This window comes from Thioclava sp. F36-7, from assembly GCF_002020075.1.
In the GTDB taxonomy this organism is placed as follows: domain Bacteria; phylum Pseudomonadota; class Alphaproteobacteria; order Rhodobacterales; family Rhodobacteraceae; genus Thioclava; species Thioclava sediminum.
In genome coordinates this window covers 130,711-152,724 of the sequence record NZ_MPZR01000006.1, presented here as the reverse complement: position 1 = coordinate 152,724, position 22,014 = coordinate 130,711, and the positions used below count along the sequence as shown (strand labels likewise).

At 65.1% G+C, this 22,014-nt stretch carries 25 protein-coding genes; 8 read left to right on the top strand and 17 right to left on the bottom strand.

Annotated elements, in window-relative coordinates; translation table 11 throughout:
• Positions 1–109 precede the first annotated feature (109 nt).
• Together BMI89_RS12705 and dapE are read right to left on the bottom strand one after the other, a co-directional pair.
• Positions 110–526, bottom strand: coding sequence for a GNAT family N-acetyltransferase (locus BMI89_RS12705; RefSeq protein WP_078571204.1), 417 nt, complete (start codon positions 524–526; stop codon positions 110–112).
• Positions 523–1,665 (bottom strand): succinyl-diaminopimelate desuccinylase, encoded by a 1,143-nt coding sequence (gene dapE, locus BMI89_RS12700; protein WP_078571203.1) that lies wholly within the window; start codon positions 1,663–1,665, stop codon positions 523–525. Before dapE ends, BMI89_RS12705 begins: the two co-directional genes overlap by 4 nt.
• A gap of 296 nt (positions 1,666–1,961) precedes the next feature.
• Between dapE and BMI89_RS12695 the strand changes: the two genes are divergently transcribed.
• On the top strand, positions 1,962–3,062 hold the full coding sequence (locus BMI89_RS12695) for a Hint domain-containing protein (protein ID WP_078571202.1): 1,101 nt from the start codon (positions 1,962–1,964) through the stop codon (positions 3,060–3,062).
• On the opposite strand, the gene BMI89_RS12690 is transcribed toward BMI89_RS12695, so the two are convergent.
• On the bottom strand, positions 3,059–3,817 hold the full coding sequence (locus BMI89_RS12690; protein WP_078571201.1) for a sulfite exporter TauE/SafE family protein: 759 nt from the start codon (positions 3,815–3,817) through the stop codon (positions 3,059–3,061). The two genes, BMI89_RS12695 and BMI89_RS12690, sit on opposite strands and share 4 nt — an antisense overlap.
• A 208-nt stretch (positions 3,818–4,025) precedes the next feature.
• Here BMI89_RS12690 and BMI89_RS12685 point away from each other — a divergent pair, with 208 nt between their 5' ends.
• The 3 genes from BMI89_RS12685 to BMI89_RS12675 all read left to right on the top strand — a co-directional run bounded on the left by BMI89_RS12685 (position 4,026) and on the right by BMI89_RS12675 (position 7,370).
• Complete coding sequence (locus BMI89_RS12685; protein WP_078571200.1) at positions 4,026–5,690, top strand: acyl-CoA dehydrogenase family protein; 1,665 nt, start codon at positions 4,026–4,028, stop codon at positions 5,688–5,690.
• A 120-nt stretch (positions 5,691–5,810) separates the two neighbouring features.
• On the top strand, positions 5,811–6,809 hold the full coding sequence (locus tag BMI89_RS12680) for an NAD-dependent epimerase/dehydratase family protein (protein ID WP_165756983.1): 999 nt from the start codon (positions 5,811–5,813) through the stop codon (positions 6,807–6,809).
• Between the two features lie 57 nt (positions 6,810–6,866).
• Positions 6,867–7,370 (top strand): GNAT family N-acetyltransferase, encoded by a 504-nt coding sequence (locus BMI89_RS12675; RefSeq protein WP_078521463.1) that lies wholly within the window; start codon positions 6,867–6,869, stop codon positions 7,368–7,370.
• A gap of 183 nt (positions 7,371–7,553) precedes the next feature.
• Here BMI89_RS12675 and recO read toward each other — a convergent pair whose 3' ends face one another.
• A complete protein-coding gene (gene recO, locus BMI89_RS12670; protein ID WP_078542549.1) occupies positions 7,554–8,279 on the bottom strand; it encodes a DNA repair protein RecO in 726 nt (241 codons plus the stop codon).
• Positions 8,280–8,365: 86 nt separating this feature from the next.
• On the opposite strand from recO, the gene BMI89_RS12665 reads away from it, so the two are divergent.
• Positions 8,366–8,989, top strand: coding sequence for a Pr6Pr family membrane protein (locus BMI89_RS12665; RefSeq protein WP_078571198.1), 624 nt, complete (start codon positions 8,366–8,368; stop codon positions 8,987–8,989).
• Here the strand turns inward: BMI89_RS12665 and BMI89_RS12660 are convergent.
• From BMI89_RS12660 to BMI89_RS12615, 10 genes are all read right to left on the bottom strand, one after another.
• Complete coding sequence (locus BMI89_RS12660; RefSeq protein WP_078571197.1) at positions 8,979–9,317, bottom strand: DUF1491 family protein; 339 nt, start codon at positions 9,315–9,317, stop codon at positions 8,979–8,981. The two genes, BMI89_RS12665 and BMI89_RS12660, sit on opposite strands and share 11 nt — an antisense overlap.
• Entirely contained in the window at positions 9,317–10,222 is a 906-nt protein-coding gene (era, locus tag BMI89_RS12655) for a GTPase Era (protein WP_078571196.1), read from the bottom strand. Before era ends, BMI89_RS12660 begins: the two co-directional genes overlap by 1 nt.
• Before the next feature lie 253 nt (positions 10,223–10,475).
• Complete coding sequence (rnc, locus tag BMI89_RS12650) at positions 10,476–11,168, bottom strand: ribonuclease III (protein ID WP_078571195.1); 693 nt, start codon at positions 11,166–11,168, stop codon at positions 10,476–10,478.
• The gene (gene lepB / locus BMI89_RS12645) at positions 11,165–11,953 is read right to left on the bottom strand and encodes a signal peptidase I (RefSeq protein ID WP_078549435.1); all 789 of its coding nucleotides are present in this window, start codon (positions 11,951–11,953) and stop codon (positions 11,165–11,167) included. Before lepB ends, rnc begins: the two co-directional genes overlap by 4 nt.
• Before the next feature lie 53 nt (positions 11,954–12,006).
• Entirely contained in the window at positions 12,007–12,408 is a 402-nt protein-coding gene (gene acpS, locus BMI89_RS12640; protein ID WP_078542544.1) for a holo-ACP synthase, read from the bottom strand.
• A gap of 6 nt (positions 12,409–12,414) precedes the next feature.
• Complete coding sequence (locus BMI89_RS12635) at positions 12,415–13,158, bottom strand: pyridoxine 5'-phosphate synthase (RefSeq protein ID WP_078571194.1); 744 nt, start codon at positions 13,156–13,158, stop codon at positions 12,415–12,417.
• 76 nt (positions 13,159–13,234) lie between these two features.
• Positions 13,235–13,882 carry a pseudouridine synthase gene (locus tag BMI89_RS12630; RefSeq protein ID WP_078571323.1) on the bottom strand — a complete coding sequence of 216 codons (648 nt, stop codon included), beginning with the start codon at positions 13,880–13,882 and terminating at the stop codon, positions 13,235–13,237.
• A gap of 39 nt (positions 13,883–13,921) precedes the next feature.
• Positions 13,922–14,302: a GFA family protein gene (locus BMI89_RS12625; RefSeq protein ID WP_078571193.1), complete on the bottom strand. Its 381-nt coding sequence runs from the start codon at positions 14,300–14,302 to the stop codon at positions 13,922–13,924.
• Between the two features lie 7 nt (positions 14,303–14,309).
• Positions 14,310–14,762 carry a GAF domain-containing protein gene (locus BMI89_RS12620; protein WP_078571192.1) on the bottom strand — a complete coding sequence of 151 codons (453 nt, stop codon included), beginning with the start codon at positions 14,760–14,762 and terminating at the stop codon, positions 14,310–14,312.
• Entirely contained in the window at positions 14,759–15,937 is a 1,179-nt protein-coding gene (locus BMI89_RS12615) for an acetyl-CoA C-acyltransferase (RefSeq protein ID WP_078571191.1), read from the bottom strand. Before BMI89_RS12615 ends, BMI89_RS12620 begins: the two co-directional genes overlap by 4 nt.
• Before the next feature lie 87 nt (positions 15,938–16,024).
• On the opposite strand from BMI89_RS12615, the gene BMI89_RS12610 reads away from it, so the two are divergent.
• Positions 16,025–16,369, top strand: coding sequence for an STAS domain-containing protein (locus BMI89_RS12610; protein ID WP_078571190.1), 345 nt, complete (start codon positions 16,025–16,027; stop codon positions 16,367–16,369).
• Positions 16,362–16,877 carry an ATP-binding protein gene (locus tag BMI89_RS12605; protein WP_078571189.1) on the top strand — a complete coding sequence of 172 codons (516 nt, stop codon included), beginning with the start codon at positions 16,362–16,364 and terminating at the stop codon, positions 16,875–16,877. Before BMI89_RS12610 ends, BMI89_RS12605 begins: the two co-directional genes overlap by 8 nt.
• Positions 16,878–16,920: 43 nt before the next feature.
• On the opposite strand, the gene hspQ is transcribed toward BMI89_RS12605, so the two are convergent.
• Entirely contained in the window at positions 16,921–17,247 is a 327-nt protein-coding gene (hspQ, locus tag BMI89_RS12600; RefSeq protein WP_078542537.1) for a heat shock protein HspQ, read from the bottom strand.
• Positions 17,248–17,438: 191 nt separating this feature from the next.
• Between hspQ and BMI89_RS12595 the strand changes: the two genes are divergently transcribed.
• Entirely contained in the window at positions 17,439–18,017 is a 579-nt protein-coding gene (locus BMI89_RS12595) for a lytic transglycosylase (protein WP_078542536.1), read from the top strand.
• 4 nt (positions 18,018–18,021) lie between these two features.
• On the opposite strand, the gene BMI89_RS12590 is transcribed toward BMI89_RS12595, so the two are convergent.
• Positions 18,022–18,618 (bottom strand): outer membrane lipoprotein carrier protein LolA, encoded by a 597-nt coding sequence (locus BMI89_RS12590; RefSeq protein ID WP_078542610.1) that lies wholly within the window; start codon positions 18,616–18,618, stop codon positions 18,022–18,024.
• A 229-nt stretch (positions 18,619–18,847) separates the two neighbouring features.
• The gene (locus BMI89_RS12585; RefSeq protein WP_078571188.1) at positions 18,848–22,012 is read right to left on the bottom strand and encodes a DNA translocase FtsK; all 3,165 of its coding nucleotides are present in this window, start codon (positions 22,010–22,012) and stop codon (positions 18,848–18,850) included.
• Between the last annotated feature and the right edge of the window lie 2 nt (positions 22,013–22,014).

Here is a 22,014-nt window from a genome sequence, read left to right as displayed (position 1 = left end):
GTGTCGAGGGGTCGCTGCCCTCGCGCGCGTAGGCGCGCATGGCTTGGGCGGAGGGGGCTCTGCCCCAGCGCTGACGCGCCCCCCCGGGATACTTGGATCAAGAGGAAGCTCAGAGCGGCTTTTCCATATCGCGATGCGGGATGCCCGCGTCGTCGTAATCTTCGCCGTAGGGCACGAAGCCGAGCTTCTCGTAGAACGGGATCGCGTAGCTCTGGGCCGAGAGATAGGCGCGGGTGCAGCCCATCTCAGCGAACCGCTCGCAGGCGTCGCGCACCAGCGCCGCGCCAAGCCCGGTGCCACGCGCGGATTTCGCCACGCAGATGCGACCGATCTTGCCGGTCTCACCCTTGCGGATCAGCCGCGCGGTGCCGAGCGGCGTGCCATCCTCGCTGGCCAGAAGATGGACCGCCTGATCGTCGAGATCGTCCCATTCCTCGGGCTCCGGGATGCCCTGTTCTTCGATAAACACGGCGCGGCGCAGCGCGTGGCAGGGCGTGTAATCGGTGACCGGCTCGATCCTGATCATGCGAAATAGTCTCTCAATATGCGGGCATAGACGCGCGTGAGCGCTTCGATCTGATCGAGCGGCACGCGCTCGTCCACCTGATGCATCGTCGCGCCGACGAGGCCGAATTCCACGACCGGGCAGTGATCCTTCACGAAGCGCGCATCCGAGGTGCCGCCCGAGGTGGACAGCTCCGGCGCGCGGCCCGTTTCCGCCTGGACCGATTTCGCGACGAGATCGACGAAGGGACCGGGCGGGGTGACGAAGCTTTCGCCGGAGATATCGGGGTTGAGCGCGATGCGGATGCCGGTCTCGGCGGAGATCTCGGAGGCCATCGCCTCGGCCCAGGCGATCAGCCCCTCGCCGGTATGGGCGTCGTTGAAGCGGATATTCACGGTCGCGCGGGCCTTGGCCGGGATCACGTTATTGGCCGGGTTGCCGCAATCGATGGTGGTGATCTGCAGGCTCGAGGGCTGGAAATGATCCGTGCCGTGATCGAGCGGCTCTGCCGTCATCCGGCCCAGCAGATCGACCAGCGCATGCAGCGGGTTCTTCGCGCGATGCGGATAGGCGGCATGGCCCTGCACGCCCTCGGCCTCGATATAGAAGCTGAGCGAGCCACGCCGCCCGATCTTCATCATCTCGCCCATCTCATTGGGGCAGGTCGGCTCGCCCACGAGGCAGACCGACATCGCCTCGCCCTCGGCCTTCATCCAATCCAGAAGCGCCCGCGTGCCGTCGCGGCCCGGCCCTTCCTCGTCGCCGGTGATGGCGAGGATCACCGCCCCGTCGGGCGGCGTCTCGGTCACGAAATCCACCGCTGCCGCGGCAAAGGCCGCCACGGCGGTCTTCATGTCGGTCGCGCCGCGCCCCCACATCACGCCGTCGACGATCTCGGCGCCGAACGGGTCATGCGTCCAGGCGCTCGCATCGCCCACCGGCACGACATCCGTGTGCCCGTTGAAGCCGAAGCTTTTCGCCGCCCCCTTCGCGCCCCAGCGCGCGTAGAAGTTCGGCGTGCCGTTGCGATCGACGCGCGTGCAGGTGAAGCCCGCCCCGCTCAGCAAGCCTTCCAGCAAAACCAGCGCGCCGCCCTCCTCCGGGGTCACCGAGGGGCAGCGGATCAGATCGGCGCTCAGGCGGATGGGATCGGTCGTCATGGGCACTCCTTTTCAGCGCTACAGGCTTAGAGCGCCGCGGCCCTCGGGGCAATGGCTGTTGCAGGCTCGACACCGGGCGCAAGTGACGCGGAGACAGGGGCTACCCAAAGGCAGGTCGCGGTGTCATGATATGTCAAAAGCAAAAGCCCGAAATCGGGCATATCGAGCAGGGCAAAGCCCGTAGTCAGACGCAAAAGACCCACGCGCGGCCCATTCAGGCGGCGCGCGTTTTCCGTGTCGGCTTCCCCGGGCGCGGAGACAGGCATGGGATCACGGCAGCATTCGGAGCGTCGCGGATGAGGGCGCAACAGGGCTGGATCGGTGCGCAGATCGCGCATCGCGGCGCGGTCAGGTTCGACGAGCGCAGATTGCCGGAGCTGCTCGCACGGGGCAGCCTGATGCTGGAATTCACCCTGATGCGCGGCGAGCAATCGCCCCTGCCATTGATCCATCTGCATCAGCGCGAAGGCTGGCGGAATTTCCTCTCGCTCAATCTCGATGTCGACGGGCGCATCGTGCTGGCGCAGCGGCGCGGCTCGGCGGTCCATGCGATCTCGATCGACGCTACGCAGGAGCGGCTGACCGGTGGGCGGATGCGGCTCATTTGGCGCTGGGACGGGCCGGGACGCGAGAGCCTGCTGACGCTGGAGGCGCTCGATCAGCGCACGATCCGGCAGCAGGCGGGCGTGGCCCCGCTGCCGCTGACCCGTGACGAGGCCGCCGCCCTGCTCGATCCGGCGGGGCCCGCGCGGATCGGGCCGCGCGTCGACTGGCTGGCGCTTGGCGATCATCTGCAACCGATGGGACCGGCGGGCTGTTTCGCCCCCGCGACCCCGATCCAGACGCCGGAGGGCGCGGTGCCTGCCGCGCGGCTTCGCGAAGGCGATCTGGTCGAGACCATCGATGCCGGACCGCAGCCGGTGCTCTGGTCGGGCCGGGTCAGCCTCCCTGCGATCGGGCACCTGCGTCCGGTGAAGCTCTGTGCGCCGGTCTTCTCGGCGCGGCAGGATCTGTGGGTCATGCCGCAGCACCGTGTGGCGCTCAGCGGGCCGTCGGTGGATTTCATCTTCGGCGAGGACGAGGTGCTGATCGAGGCGCGCTCGCTGGCCGACGGCTGCGCCGCGCTGCAACCCGATTGCCCGGGCATTCTGGAATGGCACGGGCTGCTGCTGGGCGGCCATCACCTGCTGATGGCGGATGGCTGCAAGCTGGAGAGCCTGCATATTGGGCGGCTCGCCCGGCAACCGCTTCTGGCGGCGACGACGGCCTTTGCGGGGCTAGTGCGCGAAGGCGGGGTGCCGCTCCATCGCAAGCCGGTGCGCAAGATCGTCTCGGGCTATGAGGCGAAGACGCTGGCCTCCGCCCGCCGTCAGGGGCTGCGCCCCTTCGTCGCTTAACCCATCAGCGCACGGCGCAGCAGGTTCAGCCCGGCCACGCCCAGCAGGATCAGTGTCCACCACCGGAAGCGCACGGGATCGAGCCGGTCCTGCGCCTTGAAGCCCAGCTTCATCCCCGCCAGCGCGGGCAGGATCATCAAAAGCGACAGCGGAATCGTCTGCGCGTTCAGCACGCCCGAGACCAGATGCGAGCCGGTCAGGATGATCGCCCCGGTCAGGAAGACGACGCCGAGGATGCGCACGGCCTCCTGTTTCGGTGCGTCGATCGAGATCAGGTAGATGATCAGCGGCGGCCCCCAGATCCCGGAAATCCCGCCATAGAGCCCCGCGACGATGCCCAGCCCCGTCTCGGTCAGCGCTCGGTGGCGCGTGGGCATCGGGATCTGACGTCCCGAGATCTGCCAGATCGAGAAGGCGACGATCGGCCCGCCCAAAAGCGCGTACATCAGCGGCTGCGGGATCACGTCGACGAGGGTCGCGCTGATCGGGATGAAGACGATGATCATTGCGATGAACAGCCGGTAATTCTTGATCGAGCCCACCGCCGCGCCGACCCCCTGACGGAAGGCCTGCATCACGTTGGTCACCAGCGTCGGCAGGATCAAAAGCGCCAGCGCCTGATGCGGCGGCAGGAAGGACGCGAAGCTCGAGAGCATGATCATAGGCATCGCGAAACCGACCGCGCCTTTCACGAAACCTGCGAAAAGCGTGACGCCAAGCGCCGCGAATATTTGCCAAACTTCCATCCCGAACATGCGCATTCCCTTCTGTGTCCCGCGTCGCTTCTACCGGGTTACGCGGCGGGATGCAGCCGTGAAGCGACGTGAAATCAGGCGGATACCCCATACCCCCGCCAACGGCTGCGACATTTTACGTCGCCATTGCCGTCGTTTGCGAATTTTTATTGCGCTGCGGTTGCGAAGTAACTAGACAGGCTGCAACTGCAGAATAAGGAGCCGACTCATGGCACATGACGGGGCCGATATGCCGACGACGATCATTCTGGACGACCTGATGGGCCTTGCGGAGGCGAGCCTGCCCGAACTGGAGACGCTGGTCTCCGACGCGACCGCGAGCCTGCGCGCTGCGACCGAGAAAGACGGCCGCATTTCCGGCGCCGCGCTCGAGGCGAACCAATACCGCGCCCATGGTCTTGCCTGGCTGACCACCTATCAGCAGTCGCTCAAGCAGCTGCACGGCTGGGCCGCACGTCTGGCCGCGGACGGCAAACTGGGCGAGATGGAGAAGCTGATCGTGCAGATCGGCTTCGGCGAATATCTCGCGCAGATCGCGGGCGGCATCCAGATGAACCAGGGCGAGATGGTGCGCCTGGCCGATATGGGCGTCAGCTGGACCCCGTCCGAGGCCGCCGCGAAACTGATCGCCGAGGGCAATTCCAACGCCGCCCGGATGCGTCTGGTCGAGCTGATGCGCGACGTTCAGGGCCGCTCGATCTTCGGGCAGTCGGGTCTCGACGAGGACCTCGAGATGATCCGCGAGCAGTTCTACCGCTATGCCGAAGACCGCGTGAAGCCGAACGCGCATGAATGGCACCTCAAGGACGAGCTGATCCCGATGGAGATCATCGAGGAGCTCGCCGAACTGGGCGTCTTCGGCCTGACCATTCCGGAAGAATATGGCGGGCTCGGCCTGTCGAAAGCCTCGATGGTCGTCGTGACCGAGGAGCTCTCGCGCGGCTACATCGGCGTGGGCTCGCTCGGCACCCGGTCCGAGATCGCGGCCGAGCTGATCATCTGCGGCGGCACCGAAGAGCAGAAGCAGAAATGGCTTCCGGGCCTGTCGTCGGGTGAAATCCTGTCGACCGCCGTGTTCACCGAGCCGAATACCGGCTCGGATCTGGGCTCGCTTCGCACCCGCGCGGTCAAGGATGGCGACGACTGGCTGATCACCGGCAACAAGACCTGGATCACCCATGCACAGCGCACCCATGTGATGACGCTGCTGGCGCGCACCGATCCCGCGACCGACAATTACAAGGGTCTGTCGATGTTCCTGGCCGAGAAGACGCCGGGCACCGATGACAACCCCTTCCCCACCGAGGGCATGACCGGCGGCGAGATCGAAGTGCTCGGCTATCGCGGCATGAAGGAATACGAGCTCGGCTTCGACAATTTCCGCGTGAAGGGCGAGAACCTTCTGGGCGGCGAAGAGGGCAAGGGCTTCAAGCAACTCATGGAGACGTTCGAATCCGCCCGCATCCAGACCGCCGCCCGCGCCGTGGGCGTGGCGCAATCGGCGCTGGAGATCGGGATGCAATACGCGATCGACCGCAAGCAATTCGGCAAGTCGCTGATCGAATTCCCGCGCGTGTCGTCGAAGCTCGCGATGATGGCGGTGGAGACGATGATCGCCCGCCAGCTGACCTATTTCTCGGCCTGGGAAAAGGATCACGGCCATCGCTGCGATCTGGAAGCCGGTATGGCGAAACTGCTGGGTGCGCGGGTGGCGTGGGCCGCTGCCGACAACGCGCTGCAGATCCATGGCGGCAACGGTTTCGCGCTGGAATACCAGATCAGCCGCATCCTCTGCGACGCGCGTATCCTGAACATCTTCGAGGGTGCCGCCGAAATTCAGGCGCAGGTGATCGCGAGGCGTCTCCTCGGCTGAGCCAGCGAAACTCTATTCAACGGGGCGATGCGGGCGAACCTCGCATCGCCCCGTTCTGATTTGACACCCGCCCAACGCCCCCGCAAGCTGAACGACGAGGTTCAGCACAATGGAGGGCGCATGGCTCGCACAATTCTGGTCACAGGCATCACCGGCTTCATCGCCAAACGCATTGCCTATGACCTTCTGGCGCAGGGCGAGATCGTGCGCGGCACGCTGCGCAAGGCCAGCCGCGGCGAGGAGGTGAAAGCCGCCTTGAGTGACCTCGGCCCCGAAGCGCTGGAACGGCTGAGCTTCGTCGAGGCCGATCTGATGGCGGATAAGGGCTGGGACGCGGCAATGGTGGGGGTCGATGCCGTGATCCACACCGCCTCCCCCTTCCCGCTCAGCAAGCCCAAGAACGAGGCCGAGGTGATCCAGCCTGCGGTCGAGGGCACCAAGCGGGTCCTGACAGCGGCACAAGCGGCGGGCGTGACCCGCGTGATCCAGACGTCGTCGATGGAGGCGGTGATGCATGGCGTGACCTCTGACCCAATGACCGAGCGCGACTGGTCGAACCCGCGCGCGCCGACCTGTAGCCCCTATACGCGCTCGAAGATTTTCGCCGAGGAAGCGGCGTGGGAATTCATCGAGGATCATCACGAGATGCGTCTGACCGTGATCAATCCCGGCCTCGTCTGCGGCACGCCGATGGATCGCCATACCGGCTCGTCCGTCGCGGTGATCGAGCGGCTGATGGCGGGCAAGGACCCGATGGCGCCGGAGTTCGATATTCCGGTGGTCGATGTGGCCGATGTCTCCGCCTGCCATGTCGCGGCGCTCGACCGGACCGAGAGCATCGGTCGCCGCTACATCTGTGCGGAAAGCTTCATGTCCTTCCTCGAGATGGCGCGCGTGCTGAAGGCCGAGTTCCCCGAGCGCAAAATCCCGACGCGGAAGGCGCCGAACTGGATCGTCTCGATCCTCGCGCTGTTCGACGAGCAGATCGCGCTGATCAAGCCGATGCTGGGGATGAAGATGCACCTCAGCCACGAGGCCGCGACCCGCGATCTTGGGGTAGAGTTCGTGTCCGCCGCCGAGGCCGTGCGCCGCACCGGACATTTCATCGTGCAGAAATAGCGTTGCGCTCGCCCGGTTTCGCGGCCAAATCTGGCGCGACAGACTGGAGGGGCGCAGATGATCCGCGACGCAAGACCGCAAGACGCTGAGGCGATCACCGAGATTTACAATGACGCGGTGCGCAACACGACCGCGATCTGGAACGAGATCGAGGTCGGCCCCGAGAACCGCCGCGCCTATATCGCGGATCGGCAGGCGGCGGGCTATCCGGTGCTGGTCTGGGAGGAAGACGGGCGTGCCGTGGGCTATGCGAGCTTCGGCCCCTTCCGCCCCCATGACGGCTATCACCTGAGCGTCGAGCATTCCGTCTATGTCCACCGCGACCACCGCGCGGGCGGCAAGGGCGCGAAGCTGATGGAAGCGCTGATCGCGCGTGCCAAAGAGGGCGGATTTCACGTCATGGTCGGCGCGATCGACGCTGCGAATGAGGGCTCGATCCGGCTGCATGAGCGGCTGGGCTTCACGCAGGTGGGCTTGATGCCGCAGGTGGGCAAGAAGTTCGGGCGCTGGCTGGATCTGGCGCTGCTGACGCTGTTGCTGGACGATCGCGAGCGGCCTTGAGCACCACGGCGGGTTTCCAACTATAGCACGGGGCGACTAGCCCCGGGCCGCGCCCGACCCTACCCCCGGGAGGGCGCATTGGCGAAGACAGTAAAGGCACGACCGACCTACGGGCTTGCGAGATAAAGCGCCCAGCCACGAGCCGAACAAAGCGCCCACCCGAGGCTCGGGCGCGTCCCTCCGTCAGCGCGCACTGCGCCCCAGCAAATCCACGAACCGCTGCCGCGCCTCGGGCAAGGGCCGATCCCCCAGATCGGGCGCCATCCGTTCGCCAAGAAAAAACCCGGTCAGCCGCAGCCCCTGTACGATCTCGCCCAGGCTCGCGGGCCCCTGCCCCAACAGGCACAGCGGTAGCGGCAGAAGTCTGGGCGCCCATTCCCCGGCGCCCTGACGGCTCACCGCACGCCCCGAGCGCGGGCTGACATAGGCCAGATCGTCGCGCGATCCGGTCACCGCGCAGCGCGACAGGTCGAGCCCGTAGCCCATCTCTTCCAGCAGCCCCAACTCCCAGCGCAGATAGGTCGGCACCCAGTCGCCGCCCTCGGCCATCGCGTCGAACAGCGCCTCGGAGGCCATGAACAACGCGTCATGCGACTCACGTTCGGGTAGCGTGAACCGCAGAAGCGCCGTCACCGCATTCAGCCCGGCCAGCGCCTGCCGGTCCGACAGGATCACCGCGCGGCTCTGCAAAGGCTCGATCGTGTAGCTGCCGAGGTGATCTTCCAGCCGGGCGCGCCACGTCGCCGTGACCCGGTTTCCCGGCTGCAAGATCCCCGTCATCTTGCGCGACGCCCCGCCGCGCACCACGCCCGCATGTCGCCCATGCGCCGAGGTGAACAGCTCGACGATCATCGAGCTTTCGCCATGCGGTCGTGCCGAGAGGATCGTGCCGAGGTCTTGCCAGTCCATGCGAGGGACTATCCTTTCCGTGACGTTGCGGCGCAAGCGGCTTCGTGAATTGCGCAGACGTCGCGCGCCGCACTAGCTTCACACCCATGAAACGCGCCTCGATCCTTTTCGCCGCCCTGATCGCCCTCGTCGAGTTGGCGGCCTTCGGCGCGAGCTTCCTCAACAACATGGCCGAACACCCCCACGCCGCCGTGCCGCTGGGCATCCTGTGGCTGATGTTTCGCTATTTCACGATCTGGACGAATACGCTGGTGGGCCTCGCCTTCGGCTGGATGGCGTGGCGCAAACGGGCACTGGCCAAGCCGTTCCTTGCGGCGGTGGTGCTGTGGATCCTGATCGTCGGCGTAGTCTATCACCTGCTGCTGGCCGGCGACGCGCCGCTGCACGGGCTCGATTACGTCTCGAACCTGCTCTACCACACCGCAGCGCCGATCCTTGTGCCGGTCTGGTGGCTGGCCTTCGCGCCGAAAGGCGGGCTGACGAGCCATCACGCCGTGATCTGGCTGGCCTGGCCGCTGGTCTATCTCGTCTATGCGGTGATCCGGGGGCTGGAGACCGGGTTCTACCCGTATTTTTTCCTCAACCTCGACAGGCTCGGATGGGGCGGGCTGGGCCTGTGGTGCGTGAAGTTCCTCGTGGCCTTCTGGATCGGCGGGCTGGTGATCGTGACCTTGGGCCGCGGGCTCAACCGGCTCGGGATCAGCCGCTGAGGCCGTCCTCGTCCAGCATCGTGCGCCCTTCGCGGCTCTCGATTTCGATCACCCAAAGGTCGGGGTCGAAACTGCGTTGCTTGCGGATGCTGGCGTCGACCTCGGCCTCGGGACCGTCATGCAACAGCATCCACGCGCTTTTGCCCGTCATCAGGTCGGCACGCCGCTCGTAGCTTTGCGCGGTCCCGTCGAGCCGCGCGCATTTCACCAGCACGGCCCCCGAGGACGCCTGCCCATGCGCGGTGACATAGGCCGGGATATTCGCCAGCTCCAGCCGCTTGAGATAGGCGCGGACCCAGAAATCCGTGGTCAGCCGCCCCTCGCTCATCACTTCGAGTCCTTGAAGTCGAGACCCATCTCGGAATAGCGCTCGGCCTCTTCGAGCCAGTTCGGGCGCACCTTCACCTGCAGGAACAGATGCACGGGCCGGTCGAGAAACTCGATCAGCTCTTCGCGGGCGGCTTTCGAGATCGCCTTGATCGTCTCGCCACCCTTGCCGAGGATGATCCCCTTGTGACCATCGCGGGCGACATAGATCACCTGATCGATCCGGGCGGAGCCGTCCTTGCGCTCTTCCCAGCTCTCGGTCTCGACGGTCAGCTGATAGGGCAGTTCTTCATGCAGGCGCAGCGTCAGCTTCTCGCGGGTGATCTCCGACGCGATCATGCGCATCGGCAGATCGGCGATCTGATCTTCGGGATAAAGCCACGGCCCCTCGGGCATCTCACCCGCAAGCCACTCCTTGAGATCCTGCACGCCGTAGCCGCGCTCGGCGGAGATCATGAAGGTCTTGGTGAACTGGTACGCCTCGTTGAGCTTCGCGGTCAGACCCAGAAGCTCCTCGGATTTCACCTTGTCGATCTTGTTGATCGCAAGCGCCACCGGCTGCGTGCCTTCGCGACCGCGCAGCGCCTCGAGGATGCTTTCGACACCCGGCGTCAGACCGCGATGCGCCTCGACCAGCAGGACGATCATGTCGGCATCGGCCGCCCCGCCCCAAGCCGCGTTGACCATTGCGCGATCCAGACGACGGCGCGGGCGGAAGATGCCGGGCGTGTCGACGAAGACGATCTGGCTCTGGCCTTCCATCGCGACGCCACGGATGCGGGCACGGGTGGTCTGCACCTTATGGGTGACGATCGAGACCTTCGCGCCCACCATCGCGTTGAGCAGCGTGGATTTGCCCGCATTGGGCTCTCCGATCAGGGCGACGAAACCGGCGCGTGTGGTCATGGGTGTTCCTTTTTGGCGATACGCGAAAGCGATACGGGGCGCGGGGTAGCTTATAACGGCGCGCGTTGCCAGTCATCTTGTCATGTGGCGGAGGGTGGCGGCTGACCGCCGGGTGGGCGTGATACCTTCGTGGCCTGCGCTTAATCGGGTAAAATCCGTAAGAGCTTTCCGCGCGCGGTGGTGTCGAAAGCGCCCGCCCGAGGGGGCGGTCGGGCGCTGCCCGGGCCGCTTCGCGGCTGATCCGGGCCTTGGCTCAGCCCTCGGCGCCATCTTCCAGACGTTTCAGCAGCGACTTCGCCGCCGTCATCTCGCCCTGACGCTTCGATCCGGCCTTCGCCGTTTCGCGCGCGCCGTTTTCCAGACGCACCTCGATGGTGAAATTTGGGGCGTGATCGGGACCGTCGCGATGGATGATCTCGTAGTGCGGCGGTGGCAGACCGCGGGCCTGCGCCCACTCCTGCAGCGCGGTTTTCGGGTCGCGGGCGTCTTCCTCGACACTGTCGAGCCGATCTTCCCAAAGCCGCAGGATCAGCACCTTCGCCGCGTCGAACCCGCCATCGAGATAGACCGCGGCGATCACCGCCTCCATCGCGTCGCCCAGCAGCGCCAGCTTGCGCCGCCCGCCGGTCATCATCTCGGACCGGCCCAACTTCAGCACCGCACCGAGGTCGATCTTGCGGGCGATATCGGCGCAGGCTTCCTTGCGCACGAGCGCGTTGAAGCGCGGCGCCATCTGGCCCTCGGAAGCGGCACGATCGCCCAGGAACAGCGCCTCGGCCATCACGAGGCCCAAAACGCGGTCGCCCAGAAATTCCAGCCGCTGGTTGTCGGGCCGGGTCGGCGTGGAGATCGAGCTATGCGTCAGCGCGCGCGCGAGCAGCTCGGGCCGTTTGAACTTGTGCCCGAGGCGCTGCTCGAATGCCTTGATCTCCGCGCTTAGCTTCAATTGATCGCCTTGAAGAACCGATCCGGACGCCAGGTCCAGAAGTAGAACAGCGAGCGACCCGCCGAGGAGAACATCACCCGGTCGGCCCGGCCGATCAGGTTCTCTTTCGGAACGAAGCCGAGACCGCCCACCGATTGCGGGAAGCGGCTGTCTTCGGAGTTGTCGCGGTTGTCGCCCATGAAGAAATACATGCCCTCGGGCACGGTGTAGACGGGCGTGTTGTCCACGGGGCCGTCATTGTTGATCTGCAGAATGTCATGCGTGACGCCATTGGGCAGCGTCTCGGCATAGCGCTTCTTGATGCAGGTATCGCCCATGCCGACCGGCGAGTTCGAGCAGCGCGGCAACAGCCCCTGCGGGCCCTGCGGCTGCATGACTTCCTCGAAATCGGGCTCGGGCTTCATCTCGACGGCCTTGCCGTTGATCTGCAACACGCCGTTGATCATCTGGATCTTGTCGCCCGGCAGGCCGATCAGACGCTTGATGAAATCGACGTTCTTGGTCGGGTGACGGAACACCACCACATCGCCGCGCTCGGGGTCGCTGGCCAGCAGGCGCCCGTCGAAGGGGCAGGCCGAGAACGGGCAGGAGTAACGCGAATAGCCGTAGGCCATCTTGTTCACGAAGAGGAAGTCGCCGATCAGCAGCGTGTCCTTCATCGAGCCGGAGGGAATCCAGAAGGGCTGGAAGAACAGCGTGCGGAACACCCCCGCGATCACCAGTGCCCAGACAATCGTCTTGATCGTGTCGAGGATACCGCCCTCGGCCTTGTTCTTCGCCATTATCTCTTACCCTGCCTCAAAATTCCTTGGCCTCAATACGCGGCCTCGCGCCCGAGTCAAGAAAGCTTGCGGGCCTCGATCACGACGAAGGCCTGCGCCCAGGGGTGATCATCGGTCAGCGTCACATGGATGACGGCCTCGTAACCCTCTGGTGTCATTTCCTTAAGCCGATCCGCCGCCCAGCCCGTGACCTGCATCACGGGCTGTCCCGTTGGCAGATTCGTGACCGCCATATCCTTCCATGCGATGCCCATGCGCAACCCGGTCCCAAGCGCTTTGGAACAGGCCTCTTTCGCCGCCCAGCGCTTGGCATAGGTGCCCGCCACATCCTTCCGGCGTTCGGCCTTGCGCTGCTCGGTCTCGGTGAAGACGCGATTGCGGAAGCGGTCGCCGAAGCGTTCGAGCGTGCGCTCGATCCGCTCGATATTCGCGAGATCGGTGCCGATGCCGAGGATCATGCCGCCTCAGCCCCGCGCCGCATCCATCAGCTTACGCATATGCACGATCGCGGGACCGAGCCCCACGAAGATCGCCTCTGAGATCAGGAAATGGCCGATGTTCAACTCACGGATCTGCTTCATCTCGGCGATCGGCTCGACCGTCTCATAGGTCAGACCGTGGCCCGCATGCACCTCCAGCCCGAGACTGTCGGCATAGGCCGCCCCTGCTTTCAGCGCCTCCAACTCGGCATCGCGGGCGGCGAAATCGCCCTCGTAATGCATGTCGCAGAAATGGCCGGTATGCAGCTCGATCACCTGCGCGCCGATCTTGGCGGAGGCTTCGATCTGCGCCGGATCATGACCGATGAACATCGACACGCGGATGCCCGCCTCGACGAGCGGCCCCACGTAATCGGTCAGCCGCGAAATATCGCCCGCGACGTCGAGACCGCCTTCGGTCGTCACCTCTTCGCGCTTTTCCGGCACGATGCAGCAGGCATGGGGCAGATGACGCAGCGCGATCTCCTGCATCTCGGGCGTCGCGGCCATCTCGAAATTCAGCGGGATGTCGATGCCGCTGCGCAGCGCGTCGATATCCGCGTCGCGGATATGGCGGCGGTCTTCGCGCAGATGCGCGGTGATCCCGTCGGCCCCGGCCTGTTCGGCCAGACGCGCGGCGCGCAGAGGGTCGGGATAGGCCGAGCCGCGGGCATTCCGCACGGTGGCCACGTGATCGATATTCACACCAAGGCGCAAAGGTTTGGGCATCGGGCTCTCCGCAATAAGTCTCGCAGGAGTATGCCTGCGCGCGCAGGCGGGGAAAAGACCTGCGATTGTATCGGTTTCAGAACGGGACCGGCGCGGTGAAGGTCATATGCATGCCGCCATCTGGATGGCGAAAGCGCAGGGTCTCGGCATGGAGCATCAGGCGCTCGAACGCCTGTGCCGGGCCTTCGGCATACAGCGGATCGCCAAGGATCGGATGGCCCAGCTCGGCCATATGCACCCGCAGCTGGTGGCTGCGCCCCGTGATCGGCATCAGCCGCACCCGCGTCGTGCCGTCCTCATGGCGCATCACCCGCCAGTCGGTCTGGGCGGGGCGGCCGTTCTCGTGATCGACATGCTGGCGCGGACGGTTCGGCCAGTCGACACACAGCGGCAGATCGACCCGCCCCTCCTTCTCGGCCAGCTCACCCCAGAGCCGCGCCTGATAGGCTTTCTTGGTCTGGCGCTTCTCGAATTGCAGACCGAGATGGCGCTGCGCATGGGGCGTCAGCGCGAAGACCATCACGCCAGACGTATCGGTATCGAGCCGGTGGACCAGCAGAACCTCGGGGTAAATCCCCCGCAGCCGCGCAATCAGGCAGTCGGCCTTGTCCGGCCCTTTGCCCGGCACGGACAGCAACCCCGCCTGTTTGTCGACCACGAGAATTTCGTGATCGGCATGAAGGATGCGCGGGGCATCCTGTGGCGGGTCATAGACGTAACTCATGCGCTGCGAGATGCACTGCGCCGCCTGTCGGGTCAAGCCTCAGGGCGATTGCGGCGGCCCCGGCTCGATTTCGTAGTAATCGCCCTTATCGGCCACGAAGATATGCTCCGCCATCGAAAGCCCCGTCGGCAGGTTGAGCGTGCCCGCCGCGATCGAGATGCGCCCCTCCCCGTCCAGCCGCCAGAACACGGAGCTGCCGCAGACCGCGCAAAAGCCCCGCTCCGCCGTCTCTGACGAACGATACCAGCGCAGCCCGTCGCGGTTGATCAGCACAAGCTGATGGTCGTCGATCTGCGAGGAGGCCCAGATATGGCCGGAGGTCTTGCGGCACTGGGAGCAATGGCACGCCACCACAGGCCGCATATCGCCCTCGACCTCGTAGCTGATCGCCCCGCAGAGGCACCCGCCGGTATGTTTCATGGCTTCCTCACAAATGTCCGAACACGTCTTTCAGAATCCCCTCCAGCGCCGCGGCGTCCGCTTCGGTGAAGGCGTCGGGCTGGTCGCTGTCGATATCGAGCACCGCGATGAGGCCCCGCTGCGCATGGACCGGGATCACCAGTTCCGAGCGGGTGGAACTTGCGCAGGCGATATGACCGGGGAAGGCCTCGACATCGGGGACCAGCTGCGTGCGCCCTTCGCGCGCCGCCGCCCCGCAGACCCCGCGCGAAAACGGGATCACGAGGCAGCCATGCCCACCCTGATAGGGGCCGATCTTCAGCAGTTCCGGCTCGGTCACCCGGTAGAACCCGGTCCAGTCGAAGCGGTCATCCGCATGATGGATTTCGCAGGCCAGCGTCGCCATCAGCGCGACCTCGTCGGTCTCGCCCTCGGTCAGCGCGGCGATGCGTTTCGCCAGATCGTCGTAATCCACACTCATACCCGTTCGATCGCGATGGCCGTGCCCTCGCCCCCACCGATGCAGATCGCGGCCACGCCGCGCTTGAGATCGGCCTTTTCCATCGCATTGAGCAGCGTCACGATGATCCGCGCACCCGACGCGCCGATCGGATGGCCAAGCGCACAGGCGCCGCCATTCACGTTCACCTTGTCATGCGAAATGCCAAGCTTGTGCATGAAGGCCATCGGCACGACCGCGAAGGCTTCGTTGACTTCCCACAGATCGACGTCATCGACCGTCCAGCCGAGCTTCTTCAGCAGCTTCTCCGCCGCCGGAACCGGCGCCGTCGGGAAATCGGCGGGCGCCTGCGCATGGCTCGCATGGCCCAGAATGCGGGCGCGGATCGGCAGGCCCTCGGCCTTCGCCGCAGCTTCTGACGCCAGCACCAGCGCCGCCGCCCCGTCCGAGATCGAGGACGAATTCGCCGCCGTCACCGTGCCGTCCTTGCGGAAGGCGGGCTTGAGATGCGGGATCTTGTCGGGGCGCGCATTGTCGGGCTGCTCGTCGATGGAGACCACAGTCTCGCCCTTGCGGGTCTTCACGGTCACCGGCGCGATCTCACCCGCGAAAGCCCCGGATTTCTCCGCGGCAACGGCGCGGTTCAGCGACGCCATCGCGTAATCGTCCTGCGCCTCGCGGGTGAATTGAAACGCCTGCGCACAATCCTCCGCGAAGGTGCCCATCAGACGCCCCTTGTCATAGGCGTCCTCCAGCCCGTCGAGGAACATGTGATCGAGCGCCTGCGCATGGCCGAGCCTCGCCCCCGCGCGCATCTTCGGCAGCATGTAGGGCGCGTTGGTCATGCTCTCCATGCCGCCCGCGACCATCACCCCAGTCTGGCCGAGCGCAATCTGGTCATAGGCCACCATCGCCGCTTTCATGCCCGAACCGCACATCTTGTTCAGCGTCGTCGCGGGCACCTCCTCGCCAAGGCCCGCCGCGAAGCCTGCCTGCCGTGCGGGCGCCTGCCCCTGACCTGCGGGCAGCACACAGCCCATCAGCACTTCCTCGATCCGCGCAGGCGCGACGCCCGCACCGTCCATCGCCGCCTTGACGGCGGTCCCACCCAGTTCCGACGCAGGCACACCTGCAAACACGCCCTGCATTCCGCCCATCGGCGTGCGCGAGGCTCCGACGATCACCACGTTTTCCATGATACCCTCCAAAATTCTGTCCCACGGATACCGAATGGTAAGCATTGCCGTCTAGCCTTCCCGTCAGATCAACCGTGGGAGTCGGATATGAACCTCACTGCCGAAGCGCTGGAAGGCGCGCTCGTCGTCCATCTGGCCGAGGCGCGGCTGGACGCTGCCATCGCGATCCGTTTCAAGGAAAGAATGCGCGATGTGACCGTGCAACCGGCGGCACGGGTGCTGCTGGACCTCTCGAAAGTGGAGTTTCTCGACAGTTCGGGCCTCGGCGCGGTGGTGGCGGTGATGAAATCGCTCGCGCCAAACCGACAGCTGGAGCTTTACGGGCTGACGCCGAATGTCGCGAAGGTTTTTCGCCTGACCCGGATGGATTCGGTGCTGCCGATCCACGCCGACATCGAAGCCGCGCTGGGGGAGGGCCGGAAATATGCATAAGCGTGTGAGACCGAAATCGCCGCCCAGCACCCCGCGCCCAAGCCCGCACCCGCAGCAGGCGGAAGTGCGGGTCTTCAACCTCAGCTTCGCGGCGACACCGATCGCGGTGCGCGACGCGCTGCGGGCCGCCGTGGCGCGTTTCATCCGTCTGATGACCGAGGAAGAGGCCGGGACGCTCGAATTGATTCTCGCGGAAATCCTCAACAACATCGTCGAGCACGGCTACGGCGATAGCGGCAAAGGCACGATCTCGCTCTCCATCGCGCGCGACGGTAAGGGGCTCACCTGCTCGGTCAGCGACGACGGGGTCGCGCTGCCTCCTGCCTGCCTCGATCTGGAAGACCGCGACCCGGAGCGGCCCGACCCGACCAGCCTGCCCGAAGGCGGTTTCGGCTGGTTCCTGATCCGCGATCTGGCGACCGATCTGGGCTATCACCGCGAGGAGGGGCGCAATCTGCTCGCCTTCCGCATGCCGCTAGACCCGATCGAAATTCGACAGGCGGGATAGGGCCCCTGCCCGCCTCGCAGCCTTGCACCATGGGCGGCGCGGTTCAGTTCAGTTGGAATTGCAGCTGATACGACCCGTTACCGAATTCGCCGAAGAGGTCCTCGAGATCGGGATGGCTCACCGGTTCGCCGGAGAAATCCGCAACGAGGTTCTGCTCGGACACATAGGCCACGTAATAGCTTTCGTCGTTCTCGGCGAGCAGGTGGTAATAGGGCTGATCCTTGGACGGGCGCGATTCCTCGGGGATCGCGTCATACCATTCCTGCGAGTTGGAGAAGATCGCATCGACATCGAACACCACCCCGCGGAACGGGTGGTTGCGATGCCGCACCACTTGGCCGATGTGATATTTCGCGTGCGTGGTATGCATATCTATCCTCATACCTTAATTCTAAATCGTGAAACCGCTCAGGTCCACGTTTTCGCCTCATTTCCGCCGGAAACAGATTGTCCGATTCGTCGCGACAGTCCGCTGATCCTGGTGCGTTTCCCGGTTTTCGAACGGGCCAATTACGCATAGACTGACAAAAAACAAGGCCGTCAGAGCAAAGAAGAGCAGTTATGAAGAAATACCTCGCCCTCGGCGTAGTGCTTGCGGTGGCCGCCTGTGGAGGCGGACCGTCCAAGCCCCCGCGCAATCTTGATGACGCCTGCGCGATCATCAAAGAACGCCCGCAATATTTCAACGCCATGCGCCGGACGGAGGCCCGCTGGGGCGTTCCGGTCGCCGTGCAGATGGCCACGATCCACCAGGAAAGCAAGTTCGACGGCAATGCGAAGACGCCGCAGCGCTTCGCGCTCGGGATCATCCCGCTGGGCCGTCAAAGCTCCGCCTATGGCTACAGCCAAGCGCTGGACGGCACCTGGGACGAGTATCGCGAAGACACCCATCGCTTCGGTGCAAGGCGCAACCGCATCTCGGATGCCACCGACTTCATGGGCTGGTACATGGACGGCACGCAGAAGAAGCTCGGCATCTCCAAGGCCGACGCGCGCAACCAGTATCTGGCCTATCACGAAGGGCGCGGCGGCTACTCGCGCGGGTCACACCGGTCGAAATCCTGGCTTCTCGCCGTGGCCGACCGCGTCGCATCCCGCGCGCAGATGTACGAAATCCAACTGCAATCCTGCCGGCGTTGAGCAATCAGCGCCGCTGGGCCAATGCCTGATCGATGGAGAACATCGACGTGGCGAAGTTTCCGCCCTTTTGCAGGTTGTTCAGGATCGTCGTGGTCTTCTCGCCCGACTGGTTGGTGATCACCCACTGGCGCAGCTCGACCGGCCCGTCGGTGAAGACCAGCTGAATATTCCCGTATTCGGGATGCTGCGGGTCCTGTGCAGTCACGATCGTCTTCGGCCCGTCCGTCGTGTAGCCCACGACCATACCATTGCGGTTCAGGTCGATATTGCGCCCGAGGATCAGGTTCAGCGGCGTCTTCACCAGCGGATATTGCTCCGGCGGCTGGTTCGATTTCGGATCGAACACCGCTACCCGGTTGGCCGAGGCCAGCACCAGCGTCTTGTCGTTATTGTATTGGAAGCGCGCCCGACCGGGCCGCTTGATGAACAGCTTGCCGGTCGAGATCGACCCGTCCGAGTTGACCTGCGTGAAATCCGCCGAAGCGGAGGTCAGCGAGTTCAGATAGGACGATATCTGATTCAGCGAGACTTTCCCGGCCGAGGCCGGAAGGGCGAGCGCCAGCGTGAAGATCGCGGCGAGCAGGATGCGGATCTGTTTCATGACCATAGATTTAGGCACTCCTTGCGAAAGCGGAAGTCCCGCCGTAACGCGCCAATCGCGCTGCGGGTCCGTCTTGAGCGCATTTGCGCCTAACAGGGGATGTCATTCAATAACATCGCCCCCGTATCGGATCACGGCGCCCGGCGGTCGTCCCGAGTAAGAGCCCCCTGAAACGCAAAGCGCCCCGAGGTATCCCCCGGGGCGCGTCGCATTTCTGATTGTGACCCGCTTACTGCTGCTCGGGCACAAGGATTTCGCGCTTGCCGACATGGTTGGCCGAGGACACGATGCCCTGATCTTCCATCTGCTCCACGAGGCGCGCGGCCTTGTTGTAGCCGATGCCCAGCTTGCGCTGGATATAAGAGGTCGAGCATTTGCGATCCTTTATCACGATGCCCACCGCCTGATCGTAGAGCGCATCCTCACCGCCGGTATTGCCACCGGTGTTGAGGCCGAGCACCGCGTCGATATCGCTCGCCGTGTCGTCATCGGGACCTTCGACCACGCCCGACATGTATTCCGGCGGACCGAAGCTCTTTAGGTGGTTGACGATTTCCTCGACTTCCTCATCGGACACGAACGGCCCGTGGCAACGGGTGATCTTGCCGCCGCCCGCCATGTAGAGCATGTCGCCCATGCCCAGAAGCTGCTCGGCGCCCTGCTCGCCCAGAATGGTGCGGCTGTCGATCTTCGACGTCACCTGGAAGGAGATCCGGGTCGGGAAGTTCGCCTTGATCGTGCCGGTGATGACATCGACCGAGGGGCGCTGCGTGGCCATGATCAGGTGGATCCCCGAGGCACGCGCCATCTGCGCCAGACGCTGGATGCAAGCTTCGATCTCTTTCCCTGCGACCATCATCAGGTCGGCCATCTCGTCGACGATCACGACGATATAGGGGAAGGGCTCGGGCTGGAATTCATCCGTCTCGAAGATCGGCTCGCCGGTCTCTTCGTCGAAGCCGGTCTGCACGGTGCGCTTGAACATCTCGCCCTTGTCGAGGCTTTCCTTCACGCGGCCGTTGTAGCCCTCGATGTTCCGCACGCCCATCTTGGACATTTTGCGGTAACGCTCTTCCATCTCCGAGACGACCCATTTCAGGGCGACGACCGCCTTCTTCGGGTCGGTCACAACCGGCGACAGCAAATGCGGGATGCCGTCATAGACGGAGAGTTCGAGCATCTTCGGGTCGATCATGATCAAGCGGCACTCTTCCGGCGTCAGACGGTAGAGCAGCGACAGGATCATCGTGTTGATCGCCACCGATTTACCCGAGCCGGTCGTCCCTGCGATCAGCAGGTGGGGCATCTTGGCGAGGTTGGTCACGATCGGCTCACCGCCGATGGTCTTGCCCAGAGCCAGCGGCAGCTTGATGTTCTTGTCGTCGAAATCTCGCGCCGAGAGGATCTCGCGCAGCACGACCTTTTCGCGGTGATCGTTCGGCAGTTCGATACCGATCACCGAGCGGCCCGGCACGGTCGAGACACGTGCCGACAGCGCCGACATCGAGCGGGCGATATCGTCGGCCAGACCGATCACGCGGCTGGCTTTCAGACCCGGCGCGGGCTCGAGTTCATACATCGTGACGACGGGGCCGGGGCGGACCGAGACAATCTCGCCCTTCACGCCGTAATCGTCGAGCACGGTCTCGAGCATCCGCGCGTTCTCTTCCAGCGCCTCATCCGAGAGCTGGTGACGCTGGATCGTCGTGGGGTTGGTCAGCAGCGACAGCGGAGGCATCTCGAAGGGCGCGGTTTTCGGCTTCTCGAAAGCCATCTTCGGCTGCGCCTCTTCGATCGCACGACGCGAGGGGGCTGCGGGTTTCGCCGCAGGCTGCACGACGCGTTTCGGTTCGGGCTGCTTGATCACCTGACGGTCGAGACCGCGCGCGGAGGCCGGGATCTCCGGCACCACGTCTTCCTCGATCCATTGCGCAGCGCCGGTCTCGTCGAAGGAGTGCGGCTCACCGGCGTAGAAATGCTCGGTGCGCATGTCGCGGGGATCGGCCTCGAAGCCTTCGTAATCCGGGTGGGTCCAGTCGCGGCTGTCATCGTCCGTGTAGTCATAACCCTGCGCGACCTGCTCAGCCGCCGTCATCTGCGGCTCGTCGGCACCGGCATAGGCCATTTCGGGCGCATGCTCGGCGGCAGCGGCAGGTGCGCCAAAGCCCGGCATGAAGCGCGGTTTGGCCTTGAGCGGCGGCTCGGCGCGCAGTTGCGGCTCGGCCCGCAGCGGCGGTTCCTGATGCACGACCTGCGGCTGACGCGGCGCGCGCGCGAGGCGCTTGGCGACGGCCGCCAGCACCGAGGCCGAAGGACGCGGCGCCTCCGGCTCGGGGTCGGCGAAGGTCTCGGGCATATCGTGATGCAGCGGAGCCTCGGGTTCGGGCGCGTAATCGGTCACGATCGGCGCCGACTTGCGGTTCTGCACCGCCTGGCTGATCCGGGCGCGAATGCGGTCCTCGGTCGGCGCTGCGGGCTGCGGCTGGTCGTCCCAATAGGGCTCGGTCTCGAACAGTTCGGGCGAGGCATCATAGGGATCGTAATCGGGTTCCACCGGACGACGGATGCGCGAGAGGAAGGACGGGCGTGCCGCCGGGGCCGCTTCGACCTCGGGTGCCCAGTCATGCGCGGCGTAGGCCTGCTGCTCTTCCCAAGCCGCCAGCTCTGCGGCGCGTTCGGCTGCTTCGGCGCGGCGCTGACGCGCACGCTCTGCGGCCGAGCGAGCCCCCGTGACCGAGGCCGAAGCCCCCCGGCCCAGAATGTTCATCGCGCCGACATAGATCGCGACCGTGCCCAGCCACATGAAGCGCGTGATCGCCTGCAGCTCGGGCTTGGTGAAGCCGAGAACGAAGGTCGCCATGGCCAGCATTGCCGCGGCGAGGACCAGCGACAGAAGCTTCAGACCGACCACGCCCGAGATCGGAACGATCCCCAGCATCGCGCCCGCGATCATGTCGCCGAAATGCCCGCCGAGGCCAAAGGCCTGACCCCATTGGTCGCCCGGCACCAGAAGCGCCGCATAAACGGCGGCGACGGCCACGGCGATCGGGAAGAAGATCATCCGCGACACGAGGCGCTCCTCGCCGCGATGGGTGATCATGCGCAGCCCCCAAGCCACTAGCGCCGCGGGCAGCAGCCACGCGCCATGCCCGACGATCACGAAGAGCGGCGAGGCGATCCCGGCACCGATCCGGCCCAGCCAGTTCTGCACCGGCTCATCCGAGGACGCCATCCAGCTTGGATCTTCGGGGTGATAGGAGAACAGCATCATCGCGGCGAGCAAGCCGAAGACGACCAGCAGCCCCCCCACCAATTCCTTGCCACGCCGTTCCAGAACGGCTTGCGTGTCCTGATCGAAAAGCGGATCGCGCTGTCGAACCTGATAAGATGCCATAA

What these genes read in the sequence shown, in the direction of transcription:
- BMI89_RS12705 (WP_078571204.1), bottom strand. Translation starts at nt 526, where the DNA reads ATGATCAGGATCGAGCCGGTCACCGATTACACGCCCTGCCACGCGCTG.
- dapE (WP_078571203.1), bottom strand. Translation starts at nt 1,665, where the DNA reads ATGACGACCGATCCCATCCGCCTGAGCGCCGATCTGATCCGCTGCCCC.
- BMI89_RS12695 (WP_078571202.1), top strand. Translation starts at nt 1,962, where the DNA reads ATGAGGGCGCAACAGGGCTGGATCGGTGCGCAGATCGCGCATCGCGGC.
- BMI89_RS12690 (WP_078571201.1), bottom strand. Translation starts at nt 3,817, where the DNA reads ATGTTCGGGATGGAAGTTTGGCAAATATTCGCGGCGCTTGGCGTCACG.
- BMI89_RS12685 (WP_078571200.1), top strand. Translation starts at nt 4,026, where the DNA reads ATGGCACATGACGGGGCCGATATGCCGACGACGATCATTCTGGACGAC.
- BMI89_RS12680 (WP_165756983.1), top strand. Translation starts at nt 5,811, where the DNA reads ATGGCTCGCACAATTCTGGTCACAGGCATCACCGGCTTCATCGCCAAA.
- BMI89_RS12675 (WP_078521463.1), top strand. Translation starts at nt 6,867, where the DNA reads ATGATCCGCGACGCAAGACCGCAAGACGCTGAGGCGATCACCGAGATT.
- recO (WP_078542549.1), bottom strand. Translation starts at nt 8,279, where the DNA reads ATGGACTGGCAAGACCTCGGCACGATCCTCTCGGCACGACCGCATGGC.
- BMI89_RS12665 (WP_078571198.1), top strand. Translation starts at nt 8,366, where the DNA reads ATGAAACGCGCCTCGATCCTTTTCGCCGCCCTGATCGCCCTCGTCGAG.
- BMI89_RS12660 (WP_078571197.1), bottom strand. Translation starts at nt 9,317, where the DNA reads ATGAGCGAGGGGCGGCTGACCACGGATTTCTGGGTCCGCGCCTATCTC.
- era (WP_078571196.1), bottom strand. Translation starts at nt 10,222, where the DNA reads ATGACCACACGCGCCGGTTTCGTCGCCCTGATCGGAGAGCCCAATGCG.
- acpS (WP_078542544.1), bottom strand. Translation starts at nt 12,408, where the DNA reads ATGATCCTCGGCATCGGCACCGATCTCGCGAATATCGAGCGGATCGAG.
- BMI89_RS12635 (WP_078571194.1), bottom strand. Translation starts at nt 13,158, where the DNA reads ATGCCCAAACCTTTGCGCCTTGGTGTGAATATCGATCACGTGGCCACC.
- BMI89_RS12630 (WP_078571323.1), bottom strand. Translation starts at nt 13,882, where the DNA reads ATGAGTTACGTCTATGACCCGCCACAGGATGCCCCGCGCATCCTTCAT.
- BMI89_RS12625 (WP_078571193.1), bottom strand. Translation starts at nt 14,302, where the DNA reads ATGAAACATACCGGCGGGTGCCTCTGCGGGGCGATCAGCTACGAGGTC.
- BMI89_RS12620 (WP_078571192.1), bottom strand. Translation starts at nt 14,762, where the DNA reads ATGAGTGTGGATTACGACGATCTGGCGAAACGCATCGCCGCGCTGACC.
- BMI89_RS12615 (WP_078571191.1), bottom strand. Translation starts at nt 15,937, where the DNA reads ATGGAAAACGTGGTGATCGTCGGAGCCTCGCGCACGCCGATGGGCGGA.
- BMI89_RS12610 (WP_078571190.1), top strand. Translation starts at nt 16,025, where the DNA reads ATGAACCTCACTGCCGAAGCGCTGGAAGGCGCGCTCGTCGTCCATCTG.
- BMI89_RS12605 (WP_078571189.1), top strand. Translation starts at nt 16,362, where the DNA reads ATGCATAAGCGTGTGAGACCGAAATCGCCGCCCAGCACCCCGCGCCCA.
- hspQ (WP_078542537.1), bottom strand. Translation starts at nt 17,247, where the DNA reads ATGCATACCACGCACGCGAAATATCACATCGGCCAAGTGGTGCGGCAT.
- BMI89_RS12595 (WP_078542536.1), top strand. Translation starts at nt 17,439, where the DNA reads ATGAAGAAATACCTCGCCCTCGGCGTAGTGCTTGCGGTGGCCGCCTGT.
- BMI89_RS12590 (WP_078542610.1), bottom strand. Translation starts at nt 18,618, where the DNA reads ATGAAACAGATCCGCATCCTGCTCGCCGCGATCTTCACGCTGGCGCTC.
- BMI89_RS12585 (WP_078571188.1), bottom strand. Translation starts at nt 22,012, where the DNA reads ATGGCATCTTATCAGGTTCGACAGCGCGATCCGCTTTTCGATCAGGAC.